General features: G+C 58.8%; 15 protein-coding genes and 2 pseudogenes. 15 read left to right on the forward strand and 2 right to left on the reverse strand.

Annotation, left to right across the window (positions count from 1 at the left end; translation table 11 throughout):
* Positions 1-48: 48 nt before the first annotated feature.
* The 6 genes and pseudogenes from BI364_RS01150 to BI364_RS01175 all read left to right on the forward strand — a co-directional run.
* Positions 49-547, forward strand: a pseudogene (locus BI364_RS01150) (virulence RhuM family protein); the annotation flags it as partial.
* 285 nt (positions 548-832) lie between these two features.
* Positions 833-1,108, forward strand: coding sequence for a GIY-YIG nuclease family protein (locus BI364_RS01155; RefSeq protein ID WP_070077191.1), 276 nt, complete (start codon positions 833-835; stop codon positions 1,106-1,108).
* A gap of 215 nt (positions 1,109-1,323) precedes the next feature.
* Positions 1,324-4,469, forward strand: a pseudogene (locus BI364_RS01160) (type I restriction endonuclease subunit R).
* 114 nt (positions 4,470-4,583) lie between these two features.
* On the forward strand, positions 4,584-5,579 hold the full coding sequence (locus tag BI364_RS01165; protein WP_070077192.1) for a hypothetical protein: 996 nt from the start codon (positions 4,584-4,586) through the stop codon (positions 5,577-5,579).
* 13 nt (positions 5,580-5,592) lie between these two features.
* The gene (locus BI364_RS01170; protein WP_070077193.1) at positions 5,593-6,693 is read left to right on the forward strand and encodes an endonuclease NucS domain-containing protein; all 1,101 of its coding nucleotides are present in this window, start codon (positions 5,593-5,595) and stop codon (positions 6,691-6,693) included.
* Between the two features lie 102 nt (positions 6,694-6,795).
* On the forward strand, positions 6,796-7,662 hold the full coding sequence (locus BI364_RS01175; protein ID WP_070077194.1) for a restriction endonuclease: 867 nt from the start codon (positions 6,796-6,798) through the stop codon (positions 7,660-7,662).
* A 66-nt stretch (positions 7,663-7,728) separates the two neighbouring features.
* Here BI364_RS01175 and BI364_RS01180 read toward each other — a convergent pair whose 3' ends face one another.
* Positions 7,729-8,184, reverse strand: a complete 456-nt coding sequence (locus BI364_RS01180; RefSeq protein WP_070077195.1) for a hypothetical protein — start codon at positions 8,182-8,184, stop codon at positions 7,729-7,731.
* 561 nt (positions 8,185-8,745) lie between these two features.
* Here BI364_RS01180 and BI364_RS01185 point away from each other — a divergent pair.
* The 7 genes from BI364_RS01185 (at position 8,746) to BI364_RS01205 (ending at position 13,417) form a co-directional block, all read left to right on the forward strand.
* A complete protein-coding gene (locus tag BI364_RS01185; RefSeq protein WP_156782582.1) occupies positions 8,746-9,303 on the forward strand; it encodes a hypothetical protein in 558 nt (185 codons plus the stop codon).
* On the forward strand, positions 9,300-10,022 hold the full coding sequence (locus tag BI364_RS01190) for a hypothetical protein (RefSeq protein WP_197495791.1): 723 nt from the start codon (positions 9,300-9,302) through the stop codon (positions 10,020-10,022). Before BI364_RS01185 ends, BI364_RS01190 begins: the two co-directional genes overlap by 4 nt.
* 11 nt (positions 10,023-10,033) lie before the next feature.
* The gene (locus BI364_RS18970; RefSeq protein WP_322111769.1) at positions 10,034-10,432 is read left to right on the forward strand and encodes a type I restriction-modification system subunit M N-terminal domain-containing protein; all 399 of its coding nucleotides are present in this window, start codon (positions 10,034-10,036) and stop codon (positions 10,430-10,432) included.
* Between the two features lie 2 nt (positions 10,433-10,434).
* Positions 10,435-11,601: an HsdM family class I SAM-dependent methyltransferase gene (locus BI364_RS01195; protein ID WP_322111770.1), complete on the forward strand. Its 1,167-nt coding sequence runs from the start codon at positions 10,435-10,437 to the stop codon at positions 11,599-11,601.
* A 321-nt stretch (positions 11,602-11,922) separates the two neighbouring features.
* Positions 11,923-12,051, forward strand: coding sequence for a hypothetical protein (locus BI364_RS18850; protein ID WP_267887964.1), 129 nt, complete (start codon positions 11,923-11,925; stop codon positions 12,049-12,051).
* A gap of 42 nt (positions 12,052-12,093) precedes the next feature.
* A complete protein-coding gene (locus BI364_RS01200) occupies positions 12,094-12,600 on the forward strand; it encodes a DUF6933 domain-containing protein (RefSeq protein ID WP_407639328.1) in 507 nt (168 codons plus the stop codon).
* Positions 12,601-12,820: 220 nt separating this feature from the next.
* Positions 12,821-13,417, forward strand: a complete 597-nt coding sequence (locus BI364_RS01205) for a DUF6933 domain-containing protein (RefSeq protein WP_070077198.1) — start codon at positions 12,821-12,823, stop codon at positions 13,415-13,417.
* A 30-nt stretch (positions 13,418-13,447) separates the two neighbouring features.
* Here the strand turns inward: BI364_RS01205 and BI364_RS01210 are convergent, their stop codons facing one another.
* Positions 13,448-13,822: a hypothetical protein gene (locus tag BI364_RS01210; RefSeq protein ID WP_070077199.1), complete on the reverse strand. Its 375-nt coding sequence runs from the start codon at positions 13,820-13,822 to the stop codon at positions 13,448-13,450.
* 25 nt (positions 13,823-13,847) lie between these two features.
* Here BI364_RS01210 and BI364_RS01215 point away from each other — a divergent pair, with 25 nt between their 5' ends.
* Positions 13,848-14,879 (forward strand): methyltransferase, encoded by a 1,032-nt coding sequence (locus tag BI364_RS01215; protein ID WP_070077200.1) that lies wholly within the window; start codon positions 13,848-13,850, stop codon positions 14,877-14,879.
* Positions 14,880-14,973: 94 nt separating this feature from the next.
* Positions 14,974-15,603: a LysE family transporter gene (locus BI364_RS01220; RefSeq protein ID WP_070077201.1), complete on the forward strand. Its 630-nt coding sequence runs from the start codon at positions 14,974-14,976 to the stop codon at positions 15,601-15,603.

The following is a 15,603-nucleotide window of genomic DNA, read 5'->3' on the forward strand; positions in this document are numbered from 1 at the left end:
GGATCAGCTGCTGCTGGGTGCGATCAAGGCTGAAGACGAGGATAGGGAATGAACGACGGATTGGGCGAGATTGTCCTGTATGAATCGCCCGATGGCGAGATTCATTTGGAGGTGCGGCTTGAACGGGATACGGTGTGGCTGTCGCAAGAGCAGATGGCGGCCTTGTTCGACGTGCAAAAAGCGGCGATTTCCAAGCATCTGAAGAATATTTTTGCGAGTAGCGAATTGGAGCGTGCGGCAACTGTTTCCAAAATGGAAACGGTTCAACAAGAGGGGGCGCGCCGTGTTTCCCGGCAGATCGAGCATTTCAACCTGGACGCGGTGATTTCGGTCGGATACCGGGTCAATTCCGCACGTGCAACCCGCTTTCGCCAGTGGGCCACCCGAGTGCTGCGCGAGCACTTGACCCAAGGATACACGCTGAACCGCCAGCGCTTCGAGCAGAATGCCCGCGAGCTGGAAGCGGCGCTGGCGCTGGTGCGCAAGGCGACGCAAAGCCCGGAATTGCGGGGTGACGAGGGGCGCGGCCTGGTGGATGTGGCCGTCCATTCCTGTGCCGTAACTCCCGGTTGGATGGCACCTCGAAAACCACTGGATTCGTCGCTCCTTGAAAAATCGGGGGTCAGTCAAGACAGGCAACTGGATTCCCGCCTGCGCGGGAATGACGCGCTTTTCGAACTGCGAGCTTTTCTTGGGGCTGTCCGATGGTCTTTGGCGAGGGGCTCGGGCGAGCGGGGCGGGTTGGTTGATGTAACCGTCCATTCCTGTGCCGTCATTCCCGCGCAGGCGGGAATCCAGATGTGAAGTGACGCCATGGGAGACAAGCAGTTTTATGTGTACATCCTTGCGAGCAAAAAAAAAAGGCACGCTATACACGGGTGTTACCTCGAATCTCCCTGGAAGGGTTTGGCAGCACAAGGAAAAGGTCGTAGCAGGTTTCACGAAGAAATACGACGTCAGCCTGCTTGTGTATTTCGAGATGCATCCGGTAGCGGAGTCCGCAATCCTGCGGGAAAAGCAAATCAAGAAATGGAATCGAGCGTGGAAAATTTCACTGATTGAAGAAAATAACCCGGCATGGCGCGATTTATATGATGAGATTGTTTGAAAACAGGGATTCCTGCTCCGCGTCTTCGCAGGGACGGGCTCCTACAATCGGGAATGACGGTTGGATGGAATCCCGAAAAACACCGGATTCGTCGCGCCCTGAAAAGTCGGGGCAGTAAAACCATGCAAATGGATACCCGCCTTCGCGGGTATGACGGGGTTTTCGCAGACGCCCGCTCCACGCGGATGACGGAGTAACGATGGCAGCAGATAAGCATGATTACTGAAGGCGAGCTCGAACAACTTGCGCTGACCTGGTTTCAGGACACGGGCTGGGACTACCGTCACGGCCCGGATATTGCCCCGGACGGTGATGCCCCGAGCGCGCCGATTACCGACAGGTGTTGTTGACGGGGCACTTGCACGATGCGTTGCGCCGGCTGAATCCCGATGTGCCCGAAACGGTGCTGGACGAGGTGATGCATCGGGTCGCCAAACTGCATGAGCCCTCACTGATCCAGAGCAACCGTGGATTTCACGAGGCGCTGCTGGACGGGCTGGCGGTAATTGTCGAGAAGAACGGAGAGAAGCGCGGCGACCGCGTGCGCCTGATCGACTTCGAGCTGCCGGAACAAAACCGCTTTCTGGTGGTGAACCAATTCACGGTGCAAGGCACCAAGCAGCCGCGCCGGCCAGATTTGGTGTGTTTCATCAACGGCATTCCCATCGCGGTGATCGAACTCAAGAACCCGGTCGCCGAGCAGGCGGATATCTGGTCGGCGTTCAATCAGATCGAAACCTACAAAGCCGAAATTTCTGATCTCTTTGTGTTCAACGAGGCGTTGGTGATTTCCGATGGCTTGCACGCGCGCGTGGGGTCGCTCACCGCCGACCGGGAGCGCTTCATGCCGTGGCGCACCCTGCGCAACGAGAACGACCGGCCATTGCTGGAGTTTGAACTGGAGAAGGTGGTGCGCGGCTTCTTCGCACCCGAGCTGCTGTTGGATTATCTGCGCTACTTCGTGTTGTTCGAGCAGGGCGACGACGGCATCATCAAGAAAATAGCCGGCTATCACCAGTTCCACGCCGTGCGCGAAGCGGTGCGCGCTACCGTGATTGCGGCCACGGTGGTTGCGCCTGACAGGGTGGCAGAGGCGCGCGCCGATTACGGCAAGCATGTCGTGCCCGGCTCGCGCAAGGGCGGCATCGTCTGGCATACCCAGGGCTCGGGTAAGAGCATTTCCATGGTCTGCTTCGTCGGCAAGTTGATGCAGCAGCCGGAAATGCGTAACCCGACGATTGTCGTGGTCACCGACCGCAACGATTTGGACGGACAACTGTTCCAGACGTTTGCGGGTGCGCGAACGCTATTGAAGGAAACACCACAGCAAGCAGAAGACCGAGAGCGGTTGCGCACCCTGCTGAACGGGCGGCCATCCGGCGGCATTATTTTCACGACGGTGCAAAAGTTCTCGCCCGACAAGGACGAGGAGCAGTTCCCGCGTTTGACGGAACGCACCAACGTCGTCGTCATCGCCGACGAGGCGCACCGCTCGCAGTATGGTTTTAAGGCGGTGCTGGACAAGAAGACGGGCCAATACAAATACGGCTTTGCCAAGCATCTGCGCGATGCCTTACCCAACGCGACCTTTGTGGGCTTTACCGGCACGCCGGTGGAGACCAACGATAAGGATACGCGCTCGGTGTTTGGCGACTATGTCAGCGTCTACGACATCCAGGATGCAGTGGACGACGGCGCCACGGTGCCGATTTACTACGAAAGCCGCTTGGCAAAGCTGGATATTAATAAGCTGGAGATCGAACAACTCAGCGATCAGGTTGAGGAAATCTTCGAGGACGAAGAAAGCCTCGCGATCCGTGAGGCGGGTAAGAGCAAGTGGGCCGCGCTGGAGAAGCTGGTTGGCGCTGAGCCGCGCATCCAGCAAGTGGCCGCCGACATCGTGCAGCACTTTGAGGCGCGCAATGCGTCAGTCGAAGGCAAGGGCATGATTGTGGGCATGAGCCGCGAAATTTGCGCCCACCTCTACAACGCCATCGTGGCGCTGCGGCCGCAATGGCACAGCACCGACCCGGCACAGGGCGCGATCAAGGTCATCATGACGGGTTCAGCGGCGGACAAAGAACTGTTGCAGCCCCATATCTACAACGCGACTACCAAGAAGCAACTGGAAAAACGCTTCAAGAACCCGAAGGACTCGCTGAAGCTGGTGATCGTGCGCGACATGTGGCTCACCGGCTTCGACGTGCCGTGTCTGCACACGATGTACGTGGACAAGCCGATGCGCGACCACAACCTGATGCAGGCCATCGCCCGCGTGAACCGCGTGTTCCGCGACAAGGAAGGCGGGCTGGTGGTGGACTACATCGGCATCGCCGCCGAGTTGCGCCGAGCGTTGAAGATTTACACGGAAAGCCGCGGCAAGGGCCAACCGACACTCGACACGGCGGAAGCGCTGGCCAAGCTCAAGGAATTGATGGGCGTGGCGCGCGGGCTGTTGCACGGCTTCGACTACGCGGCCTATCGCACCCAGGCCACCGGCTTGCTACTGCCGGCTGCCAACTTTGTATTGGGGTTGGACGACGGCAAGAAACGCTGGTTCGACGTGGTACTGGCGATCACCAAGGCCTTTTCACTCTGCGGCACGCTGGATGAAGCGATTGAACTGCGCGAGGAAATCGCCTTCTTCCAGGCGATTAAGAGCGTGATCGCCAAGGCGACGGAGACCGACAAAAAACTCTCCGAGGACAAAAAGAACGCCGTCCTCAAGCAGATTCTCGACAACGCGGTCGTGGCCGAGGGCGTGGAGGACATCTTCAAGCTGGCGGGGTTGGATCGGCCGGACATTGGCATTTTGTCCGATGGATTCCTGGAAGAGGTGCGCAACCTGCCGCAGCGCAATTTTGCTGTCGAGCTGCTGCAAAAACTGCTCAATGACGAAATCAAATCGCGCAGCCGCACCAACGTGATTCTGGAGAAGAAATTCAGCGACCGCCTGATGGCGGCGCTGAATCGATACCGCAGTCGCGCCATCGAAAGCGCGCAGGTCATCGAAGAGCTGATCCAGATGGCCAAGGATTTCCGCGAGGCCGCCAAGCGGGGCGAGAACCTGGGCCTCAACGAGTCCGAGCTGGCTTTCTATGACGCGCTGGCCGACAACGAAAGCGCCGTGCGTGAGTTGGGTGATGACATCCTGAAAACGATCGCCCACGAACTCACCAACAAGTTGCGCAACAGCACCACGGTGGACTGGCAAAAACGCGAGAGCGTGCGTGCTCGGCTGCGCAATCTGGTGCGCATTACCTTGCGGCGCTACAAATATCCGCCGGACAAGCAAGAAGAGGCGATCAGGTTGGTGCTGGAGCAGGCGGAGCGATTGTCGGACGAATGGTCGCATGGGTAAGAGGGAGCAGTTCTGCATAGTAGTCCCGCATGAGGACAGGGTTGCAACCTCCGCTTCCACCGAAAAGTTTTTTTAATTCGCGGTCAGTAGTACTGGCTGCCATGGAGGTGCTCTGTGCATAAGATTGCCCGAATAGCGTACAACTCGAATGAATGGCAAAAGCCTTCGGGAAGCGCCAGAAAGCTTGAAGCGAAGAATACTTACTATAGCCAGTACGGCTTTGGGCATGAAGAATGGCTATTCCGGTCGGAGTGGCTGATAGATGGCTGGCGTTACACTTTTGTACAGGGCGTGAATAAAAGCCGGCGCAAATTAATTGAAGAAGGGAAACCTTTCGATTTGACGCTTTTTACTATCCAACCGGATAAAAAAAGACGCTATGTCGCCAGTATTCGCGACGTTGAGTGCGTTGAAGTCCAGCAAGCGGCTGAGGTTGTCGCCAGGTTTAAAAAGCTGGGGTGGTATCAATCAATGCTTGATGAAATTGAAGCGGTGAATGGCAACTTTTCCGGGTTGGGTGATGGCGAATATGCAGATAGTATCGTTAATGTTCGATTTCGTCAGGAGAATGTTCGCCGGTTCGGACCAAAGGCCTATGCAAAATCTGGTGATCCAATACTCGAGTTAAACCGATATCAGCTTTTTGACATTGACAAAATTGAAAAAGGTGTCGAGAAGTCTGGGCAAAAAGTGGCAAGAAAAGGCTCGACTGAGCCGCCAACGACAAGGTCGTTCATTCGGCGCGCTACTTCCGCAGTGGAGTGCACGCCTGAACATGCGCTCATACAGAAGCGACTTATGAGTGAATTGAAGCTGGAATATCCCGAAGCTTTGGTCGAGAGTGAACGCGATTTTATCGATGTTAGCGTTACAACAAAGAAGGAGTTGATCCTTTTTGAAATAAAATCGGATCTCGAGCCAAGAACCGTAATTCGACAGGCATTGGGGCAGATTCTTGAATACGCCTACCATCCAAACAGAAAACATTTATTGCCACTGCGGCTCGTTATTGTGGGTCGTCGTCCCCTGACATCGCTAGATAAAACCTACCTAGATCATCTGACAACGACTTTTTCCCTTCCGCTTACCTACCGGGTCGTCCAAGTCTAAAGGGAATAACTCAATGCCCATTCAACACGCCATTTGGAAAGTCGGGGACAAACCCGAGCCACTTTCGGCAAGTAAGCTCGCCAGCGAGCAGAAATTGGAAGCTATGATTGTGCGCGAACCGCACATCCTTTCCAGCGAATGGATGCTGATCGGGCAGCAGGAGAGTACCAACTATGGGGGGCGCATTGATCTCCTAGCCATTGCCCCTGACGGTTCGCTGGTTTTGATCGAACTCAAGCGCGATAAAACGCCGCGTGAGATTGTTGCGCAGGCCCTCGACTATGCCTCGTGGGTGGAGCAGTTGACTTCCGATAAGATCGCTCAGATTTATCAGCGTTTCACCAACGGTGGCAAGCTGAACGAGGCGTTTAAGCAGCACTTCGGTACTGAGCTGGATGAGGGTACGCTGAACCAGAGCCACCAGATCATCATTGTCGCATCGGCGCTAGATGCGACTACCGAGCGAATCATCGGTTATCTCAATGCCCGCGACATCGCCATTAATGCCGTGTTTTTCCAGGTGTTCCAGCATGGTGATGAGCAACTGCTGAGTCGCGTATGGCTCATCGATCCCGGTGAGACGCAGGCGAATGTGGCGATTACGACGACAAGCAAGGGCGAAAAAGAACCCTGGAATGGGGAATATTACGTGTCTTTTGGCGATGCAAGCTCGCGGAGTTGGGAAGACGCACGCCAGTATGGCTTCATCAGCGCGGGAGGAGGCAGTTGGTATAGTCAGACGCTTAAACTCCTCTCACCAGGTGACAGGGTGTGGGTGAAGATTCCAAAGACGGGGTATGTCGGTGTCGGCCGAGTTACAGAGACGGTGCGCCCCATCAAAGAATTTACTGTTCAGACACTGACCGGTGAGCGCCCAGCATTGGAGGTATTGAAGCACGCCGATTCTTACAAGCAGTACGCCGATGATCCTGAGAAGGCGGAGTACTTTGTGCGGGTAGATTGGATTGATTCGGTGCCCGAAGAAAAAGCCATCAATGAGGTCGGTTTGTTCGGCAATCAGAATACCGTTTGCCAGCCAACCACACCCAAGTGGCGGCATACGGTGGAGCAGCTCAAGACGTACTTTCAGCACTGGGACAGAAAGCTAGACTGAATGACGCAGCAGAATGCAGTTGGGTTGGTTGGGGCAAGCTCGATTAACACCTTGGTGTTGGGTGAGACAGCCGATTCATAGACACAGTCCGGGACGAAAATAATGGCGCGACGTAAACAGAGTGGCTTTGAAGATCTGATCGAAGTGGCGTCCAGGCTGCCCTGGTGGGCCGGAGTGGTGTTGGCGGCGATTGCCTATCTTGTGCTGCATCCGGTTGCGATTCGGGAGATTGCGGTGTCAGGTAATCTCAAAACGCTTGGCCCCTCTATGGTGGCGCAATTGTTCAAGACACTCGCCACATTTGGCCAATATCTATTGCCAGTCGCATTTTTGATTGGTTCGGTGATTTCTGTTTTCAAGCGACGCAAACGCAACCAGCTGGTCGAGCAGACCCAGGCTCGGGGTAAGCAAAGCGCCTTACTTGATATGAGCTGGCGCGAGTTTGAAATGTTGGTGGGCGAGGCATTCAGGCGTCGGGGTTTCACGGTTGAGGAAACGGGGGGTAATGGCCCGGACGGTGGGATCGACCTGGTGTTGAGAAAGGGGCGTGAGATTCACCTTGTGCAATGCAAGCAGTGGAAAGCGCTCAAGGTGGGTGTGGATGTGGTGCGGCAGCTTTATGGTGTGATGGCGGCAAAGGGTGCAACCGGTGGTTTTGTCGTTACATCGGGGCAGTTTTCAGCAGATGCTAAGGTCTTTGCGGAAGGACAAAACATCGAATTGATCGAAGGTAAGCAGCTGCTTGCCATGATCCAGACGGCGAAAGCTTCGGGTGTGGCCGCGACCGCCACTATGGTTCAGCCAATGGTGAAAAAGGATATAGAGAAGGTGGATTCTGCGCCTGCCTGCCCCCGTTGCGGCGGATCAATGGTTCGCCGTGTTGCCAGACAGGGAAGTAATGCGGGCAATGCATTCTGGGGGTGTTCTACCTACCCAAAATGTCGGGGCGTCACGGCAATTGATCAATAACCAAAGGATGGGTCCAGGATGCCGAGACCATTCGAGTTCAATGCGAGGGATTGTGGGCCTAAGGCGTCAGATCTGATCGCTGGTGTTTTGGCGCTGATGAACGGGTTCTACCACAGGCAATGCGTGGACTTCTTTCTCAAAACTCCACGAATGATTCCCCCGCAGTGCCACGCGAATCCCTGCGCTGACATTCCCGCCACCGAGGTGGGCGGCAATCCGTAACGATTCGGCATCGAGCATGACGTTGACGCGTTTAAGCGCGATCTCGGAGAGGTCGCCATCTGATCCGGACGCGGCCAGAGCGGCAATGATTTTGTTTTGATCAAGGCTGTGGATTTCTCCCGAATTCACCTGAACATAGGTGCCCGTGGCGTTGATCAGTACAAGTGCGCCGGTATTGCAGTCGTCTTCGCCCCGGCTGACGGTGCCGATCGGTGTGGATTCGGCCGGAATGGTTGTTGTACAGAGCCGCCATTCTCCGTGTTGATCTGCGGTAAGGCACTCATGATTGCTGTGCGTCATTGCTCGTTCCTGGTTAGCGCGTCGGCCAAGGGTTGCCCCTGCGAAGCGCTTCGGGCGCGTTCAGGACGGGATGGGGCGTGATGCGAATCATTATACCCATAATGAATTATGGTGAATTATCTCATTCGTGAATATTGGCCCGTTGCTCTTGACCGCCCCGTTGGTGCACCCTGCCGCTGATTTATTTGGCGTGTAGGGCGCTGTTGATCCCACCGTTCTGGATTCTAGAATTTAGAATAGGGCGGGGTCGTGTGTAGGTTGGGGTAAGCTTGCGCACCCCAACATGGATGGGATTTCTGGGTTGTTGGGGTGCCTTCGTTACCCCAACCTACGGGACCGCGCGGGAGCAATTTCGCGATATCGCCTTGGATATCATATCGTTCTGAATCTTGAAACTTCGGAGGAGAATCTAGCATGAAAGCCACTGCTGAACTGCAAGTCATTCCCATCGGTAACGGTTTGCTGCTCGCTCGTATGCTGTATGCATATAGCATACGAATTTTCCTCGGCAGCTAACGCGCCTTGCTGTATGCTGTATGCATACAGCATACGGAAAGAGTCATGCCATCTGAATCAGCTGCGATGAAACGGGCGAGCGGTCGCCAGTGGGTACTCAAACCGCAGGATTTGGCGGTCGCCTTGAAGTTGGTGGTCTTGAAAGACCAGTGGCTGCCCTATGCCGCCTTGGGCGAGGCGATGTGTATGTCTCGCTTCGAGGCGCATGCAGCTGTCCAGCGTTTGACGGCGGCGCGGCTGGTAGCGGTGATCGACGGCCAGCCCAGGCCGGTGCTGGCGGCGCTGCGTGGGTTCGTGATTTATGGGGCATCGTATGCCTATCCTGCCGTGCGGGGCGAAATCACGATCGGGTTCCCAACGGCCTACGGCGTTTCACCGCTGAAAGAGATCATGGTGGCCTCGAACGAGCCGCCGCCGGTATGGCCGCACCCCAAGGGTATTGCGCGGGGCCCGGGTTTGCTACCTTTGTACGAAAACCTGCCACTGGCGGCGCAGCAAGACCCTGTGCTCTATGAGTTACTGGCCTTGTTTGACGCGTTGCGCGCCGGGCAGGCAAGGGAACGCGAATTGGCCCGGAAACACCTAGAGAAACGTCTGAAGTGAGCGAAAACGTTTTCAGGCGGGATGATCCTAACCTGCCGATTTTGATGCTGATCGCGAAATCGCTCGGAACCTTATGTGACTCGCTGGTTTTTGTGGGCGGATGTGCGACAGGTCTGCTTCTGACTACGCCACGCGCCCAGGCGATCCGGGCTACGCAGGATGTGGATGTGGTGGTGCATGCCGTTTCCACTGCCGATTATCACGCGATGGAAAAGGCGGTCGAATCGCGTGGGTTCAAGCATGATCTTTCGCCCGAGGCGCCGATCTGCCGCTGGGTGTTGCAGGGCGTGGCGCTCGACTTGATGCCGAGCCAGCCCGGTATACTGGGGTTTCATAACCGCTGGTATCCCCTGGCCATTGAAACCGCTGTGCAGATCAATCTGCCGAATGGCATGGATATCCGGCTGATTACAGCACCGGTTTTTGTGGCAACCAAGTTCGATGCTTTTCATGGCCGGGGTAACAACGACTATCTCGCCAGCCATGACCTCGAAGACATTATTACGGTGGTCGATGGACGCCCTGAGTTGCAGCAGGAGATTGATCAAGCGGATGGTGAGCTGCGGCGCTATATCGCCGCCGAGTTCAATGTCTTGCTCGAAGACCGCGACTTTCTGATGGCGCTAGCCGGACATCTTCCCGGCGATGCTGCCAGCCAGGCGCGTCTGCCTGAACTGATCCGGCGCCTGCGCGCAATCGGCAAGATGAGGCAAGAATAAGGAACCACACAGTGAACACCGCCAGCATCGTTCAAAAACTCTGGAACTACTGCAACGTCCTGCGTGACGACGGCATGAGCTACGGCGACTACGTGGAGCAGCTCACCTATCTGCTGTTCCTGAAAATGGCCGACGAGCGTAGCCGCTCGCCCTACAACCAGCCCAGCCCGGTGCTCGCCGGCTATGACTGGCCCAGCCTGGTGAAGAAGGACGGCGACGAGCTGTTCGAGCACTACCGCCACACGCTGGAGGAGCTGGGCAGGCAGAAAGGCTTACTCGGCCTGATCTTCACCAAGTCGCAGAACAAGTTTGATTCGCGCCGCTTTATGGCGGCGCTCACCCTGCGGGCGCCTATGGGCGTCCAATCTCCAGTGGAGATTGTCAGGACCCGGCTAAGCTGCGGCGGCTGATCGTGGACCTGATCGACAAGGAAACCTGGGTGTCGATGAGCGCCGACGTGAAGGGCGACGCCTACGAGGGTCTGCTGGAGAAGAACGCGCAGGACACCAAGTCCGGCGCGGGCCAGTACTTCACGCCGCGCCCGCTGATCCAGGCGATTGTTGATGCCATGGCACCCACGCCCAAGGAAACCGTCTCCGATCCGGCCTGTGGCACCGGCGGCTTTTTGCTGGCGGCGCACGACTATGTGGTGAAGCACTATCCCAACATGACGTCGGCGGAAAAGAAGAAGCTGCGTGGACAGAACTTCAAAGGCTGGGAGTTGGTGCAGGCCACCGCCCGGCTGTGCGCGATGAACATGCTGCTGCACGGTATCGGCACGCAGGAACACGAGCCGATCGAGGTGGGTGATTCGCTGGCCGCCGACCCCGGCGAGCGCTTCGATGTGGTACTGACCAATCCGCCCTTCGGCAAGAAGAGCAGCACGACCATCGTGGGCGAGGGAGGACAGGTCAGCAAGGAACGCGACAGCGTCGAGCGCGACGACTTCTGGGCCACCACTTCGAATAAGCAACTCAACTTCGTCCAGCACGTGAAGACGCTGTTGAAGCAGAGCGGCCGTGCCGCCCTGGTGCTGCCCGACAACGTACTGTTCGAAGGTGGGGCGGGCGAGACCATCCGTCGCAAACTGCTACACGACTGCGACGTCCACACCCTGCTGCGCCTGCCCACCGGCCTGTTCTATGCCCAGGGCGTGAAGGCGAACGTGTTGTTCTTCGACAAGAAGCCCGCCAGTGAGACTCCATGGACTCGCAAGCTGTGGATCTACGACCTGCGCACCAACATGCACTTCACGCTCAAGACAAACACTTTGAAACGGGAAGACCTGGACGAATTCGTGCAGTGCTACCACCCGGAAAACCGGCATGACCGCAAGGCCACCTGGACCGAAAAGCGCAGCCCGAATGGGCGTTGGCGTGCCTTTGACTACAAGGATCTGATCAACCGAGACAAGGCCAGCCTCGACATCTTCTGGCTCAAGGACGAATCTCTGTCTGACTCTGACAACCTGCCCGCACCGGAGGTGATTGCGGCGGAGATTGTGGGGGATTTGGAGGCGGCGTTGGAGCAGTTCCGCGAAATACTGGCGGACTTGGGCGAGGCTGGCAGCGTGGCGTGAAGGCGCGTTCGGCAGCAGGTGCAGCGCGTGGCTTCGCGTGGGCGGCTGTTCTCTATTCCGGAAATAAGAATAAGGCGATGAACACTATGTTGATGGTGGGTGATGAGCGATCAGTCAAAACTTGGGATTGAATGGGTGCTGATATGAGTGATCTCGTCATCTTCGAATCCAATGCGCAGCAGGTCGAAGTGCGGCTGGAAGGGGCGACTGTTTGGCTGAGACAGCGGCAGATGGGCGAGCTTTTCGGGGCCATGCCGGAAAACGTCCTGATGCACCTGAAAAACATTTTTCAGATTTTTGCTGTATTTGCGCTAGGCGGGCATGCGCCTGACGCTGGACGAGAACGGCCTGACGGCACTGGCATTGCTGATTGCCGAGCGCGATTCGAAGCGCAAGGATCTGATGGTGCGACGGGTGATGCATCTGCTGGCGCAAGGTGGGGTGGGATGATGCGCGGGGGTCGGTAAAACCCTATCTGCCAGTTTTGATGCCGTGATCATTCACTGTTCGCAAAAGCTCGCTGGGAGGCTGGGTGACGTGTCTGCCGAAGCGCTGCAGGAAACCAGCCCGCTCGGCAGTTGGCACGGTCATCTGTTCACGCTGGACCGCCGCCAGTGCGTGATGTTTTGTCACGATACGTCGCGCTATGTGCTGTTCATGGCCGGGCTACGCAAGGCGCATTTCGCCGAACTGGGCAGCCCCTGGTTCCGTCGGCTATACACCGCCACGCTGGCGATGTCCGGTTGTTCCGATGCGCAGATTCGCAGGGCGGAGCTGGCGCTTGGGCCGGCGCGTTTCGACACCGCCATCGACCGGTCCGTGCAGGGTTCGCTGCGCATCGCAAGGCAGGATTTGGAAGCCTGGGTTTATGGCGTGCCGAACGTGATGGATCTGGACCCGGTGGCCCTGTCCTGCCGGCTCAATGAGCGTCCCACAACCATACGCGGTCAGTGGCTGTGGCCACGCAAGGTCATGCTGGAGGCGGTGACGGCGCTTTAGGGAGCGGCGATCGTACGGCCTCGACGATGATGCCAACCGACTCGCCGCTCGGTGCCCCGGATCGGCATATCTCCGATCATCGAAAAAGGTTATCCGATAACGCGCTATACAATGCGTAAGAAGGCGGAGCAGGGCTATGCATCCGCCAAGGGCGATTGGGGGTAACGACGATGGCCGTATATCGGCAGGGGGGCGTTGCGCGCGACTCGGGTTGCGGGCGATGGCTAGGGTATCGGGTGCGCAGGTCGAATTCGCGGCCACGGGCGGCGTGGGGGTGGCGATGCTGATCCACTGCACCCAGAGATTGGCGACAATGCTGCCGGCGGTCAGCCACGAGCCGCAGGCGGAGACGAGTCCGCTAGGCAGCTGGCATGCCCATCTGTATCGCATCGATCGCCGCCATGTGGTGATGTTCTGTCACGACGAGACGCGTTATACGCTGTATCTGCCCGGCGTCAGAAAGCTGGAATTCTGCGACTTGGGGCATTGGTTCAAGGATACCTTCCTCTCGTCTCTGGCCTACATGGGCATGCCGGACAACCAAGTGCTGCGCGCCGAGCTGGCGCTGGGGCCGGCGACCTTTGATACCTGTACGAACCGCTCGGTGCTGGCCAGCCTGAATCGGATGCGCTACCGGCTGGACACGCACGTCCTGGAGGTTGCCGATGTGATGTTGCTCAATCCGATGTCGGTAAACCGAGGGCTGTGCCGCTATGCGACAAGCCGGGGCAAAACGCTACGGATGATGGACGAGGTGATGATGGAACGTGTCGCCGGTCTGCCGGGCAGCGTAGCGGTGCGAATGCCGTTGCGATGAGGTCGCCTGCCGGGTGCGACCGGCGGCGGTCTATTCCAGCGGCCGAGTACGCGCGATGAGGGCGTTCCAGGCGGCGACGGCCTCGGCGATAACTTCGGCCTCGTCGCGGTCGCCGAGGGGGACGGCGGGGCCGGTCTGGCCGCAGACGGGGCAGGCGACGCGGTAGATGACCTCGTCTTGCCCGTCGGCACCGCGGCGGGTTTCGCGGCGCGTGGCGGCCTGTGCGCCGCAGGTGCACAGGCGTAGCTCGGGCGTTGGCGGGATGGCGTTCATGCGCGCCAGTGTACTGCGCCCGGAGGCTGGCGTCAGGCGGGATGCGGCGACGGAGGGTGCGCGTGAGCGGTGTGTTGCATGCCGCGTATCGGGCAGGGATGATTTGCCGGGCGCGCCGTGCGTGGCGCGCATTCGATCCCAAGACGCCGGAGGTACGATGGATAGCTCAAACCCGCCCGATCCGAGCCACATTCTGCACACAGCCAATGCCTTCTGGGCATCGAAGACGCTGCTGACGGCGGTGGAGTTCGACTTGTTCTCGTGTCTGGGCGACGCGGCGATGAGCGGCGAGGCGTTGGCCGAGGTGCTGGGCCTGCACCCTCGGGGCAGGGATGATTTTCTCGATGCGCTGGTGGCGCTGGGTTTTCTGGCGCGCGACGGCGACGGTGCGGCTGGGCGCTATCGCAACACGCCGGATACGGCGGCGTTTCTCGACCGTCGGAGTCCTCGGTATCTGGGCGGGCTGCTGGGGATGTTGAACGCGCGTACCTTCGGTTTCTGGAACGATCTTGGCGCGGCGCTCAGGACCGGGCAGCCGCAGAGCGAGATCAAGTCTTCCGGGCGTTCCTACTTCGAGGATCTGCACGGTGACGCGCCGCGGCTGGCGCAATTCCTTGAGGCGATGTCGGGCGTGCAGATGGAAAATTTCCATCGGCTCGCCGAGCGCTTCGATTTCACGCCCTACGCCCGCATGAGTGACCTCGGCGGGGCGCTGGCCTTGTTGTCGAGGGTGCTCGCGGGGCGTTACCCGCACCTGAGTTGCACGAGCTTCGATCTGCCGGCGGTGGCGCCCCACGCGCGCCGCGCGGTGGAGGCGGCGGGCCTGGGCGACCGTATCCGCATCGCCTCCGGCGATTTCTTCACTGATCCGCTGCCGGTCGCCGAAGTGATCACCATGGGCAATGTCCTGCATGACTGGGATCTCGCGCGCAAACAGGCGTTGATCGGCCGGGTCTATGAGGCCCTGCCACCCGGCGGGGTGTTCATCGTCATCGAGAATCTGATCGACGACGCGCGTCGCGAAAACGTCTTCGGCCTGCTGATGTCGCTGAACATGCTGTTGGAGCTGGGCGACGCCTTCGACTATACCGGCGCGGATCTGCGCGGTTGGTGCGAGGCGGCGGGCTTCCGCGCGTTCGAAGTCGTGCCGTTGACCGAGGCTGCATCGGCGGGCATCGCCTACAAATAGGCCCCCGGGCGGCGCTATCCGCGAGGCAGTGCTGCACGCGCGGGAGGACAAGCTCTTATACTGGTCGGCCTTTCGTTCCAGAGCGCTGAACGCTATGTCTTATCTGCCCGTCGTCGCCGGTGTCGCCGTGGTCAACATGTTGGCCATCGCGAGTCCGGGGCCGGCCTTCTTCCTGGTCAGCCGGGCCGCTGCCGGCCGCTCGCGCAGTCAGGGATTGGCGACGGGGCTCGGGGTCACGCTCGCGGCCTCGCTGTGGGCGCTCGCGGCGATCTTCGGGGTAGGCATGCTGATGACGCGCTTCACGACGCTGTACGGCATCGTGCAGCTCGCCGGTGGGGCGTATCTGATCTGGCTGGGGCTTTCCGCGTGGAGTGCGTCGCATCAGGCCGACGCGCCGGCGCAGGTCGCGCCCGTGGCGGCTGCCTCGCCCTGGCGCGCGCTGCTGACCGGGGTGTCGCTGACGCTGACCAACCCGAAGGTGGTGATCTACTTCACCAGCATCTTCGTGGCGTTGTTCCCCGGCGATACACCGCTGTGGGTACGGCTTGTCGTGCTCGCGATCGTGCTGGTCGAGGAGTTTGTGTGGTGGGGGCTGGTCGCCTACGTGTTTTCGTACGCGCGCGTGCAGGCCGCCTACCAGCGCTTTCGCGGCGTGCTTGACCGCGTGCTGGGCGTGGCCTTTATCGCCTTTGGCGCCCGTATCGTCGCCCTCGCGCGGCTCTGA

This window comes from Acidihalobacter yilgarnensis (assembly GCF_001753245.1).
Classification (GTDB): Bacteria; Pseudomonadota; Gammaproteobacteria; order DSM-5130; family Acidihalobacteraceae; genus Acidihalobacter; species Acidihalobacter yilgarnensis.

Coding starts and splice junctions, on each gene's coding strand:
- BI364_RS01185 (WP_156782582.1), top strand. CDS start 8,746: ATGCCATCTGAATCAGCTGCGATGAAACGGGCGAGCGGTCGCCAGTGG.
- BI364_RS01220 (WP_070077201.1), top strand. CDS start 14,974: ATGTCTTATCTGCCCGTCGTCGCCGGTGTCGCCGTGGTCAACATGTTG.
- BI364_RS01175 (WP_070077194.1), top strand. CDS start 6,796: ATGGCGCGACGTAAACAGAGTGGCTTTGAAGATCTGATCGAAGTGGCG.
- BI364_RS01170 (WP_070077193.1), top strand. CDS start 5,593: ATGCCCATTCAACACGCCATTTGGAAAGTCGGGGACAAACCCGAGCCA.
- BI364_RS01215 (WP_070077200.1), top strand. CDS start 13,848: ATGGATAGCTCAAACCCGCCCGATCCGAGCCACATTCTGCACACAGCC.
- BI364_RS01210 (WP_070077199.1), bottom strand. CDS start 13,822: ATGCGCGCCACGCACGGCGCGCCCGGCAAATCATCCCTGCCCGATACG.
- BI364_RS18850 (WP_267887964.1), top strand. CDS start 11,923: ATGCGCCTGACGCTGGACGAGAACGGCCTGACGGCACTGGCATTGCTG.
- BI364_RS01155 (WP_070077191.1), top strand. CDS start 833: ATGTGTACATCCTTGCGAGCAAAAAAAAAAGGCACGCTATACACGGGT.
- BI364_RS01205 (WP_070077198.1), top strand. CDS start 12,821: ATGGCTAGGGTATCGGGTGCGCAGGTCGAATTCGCGGCCACGGGCGGC.
- BI364_RS01180 (WP_070077195.1), bottom strand. CDS start 8,184: ATGACGCACAGCAATCATGAGTGCCTTACCGCAGATCAACACGGAGAA.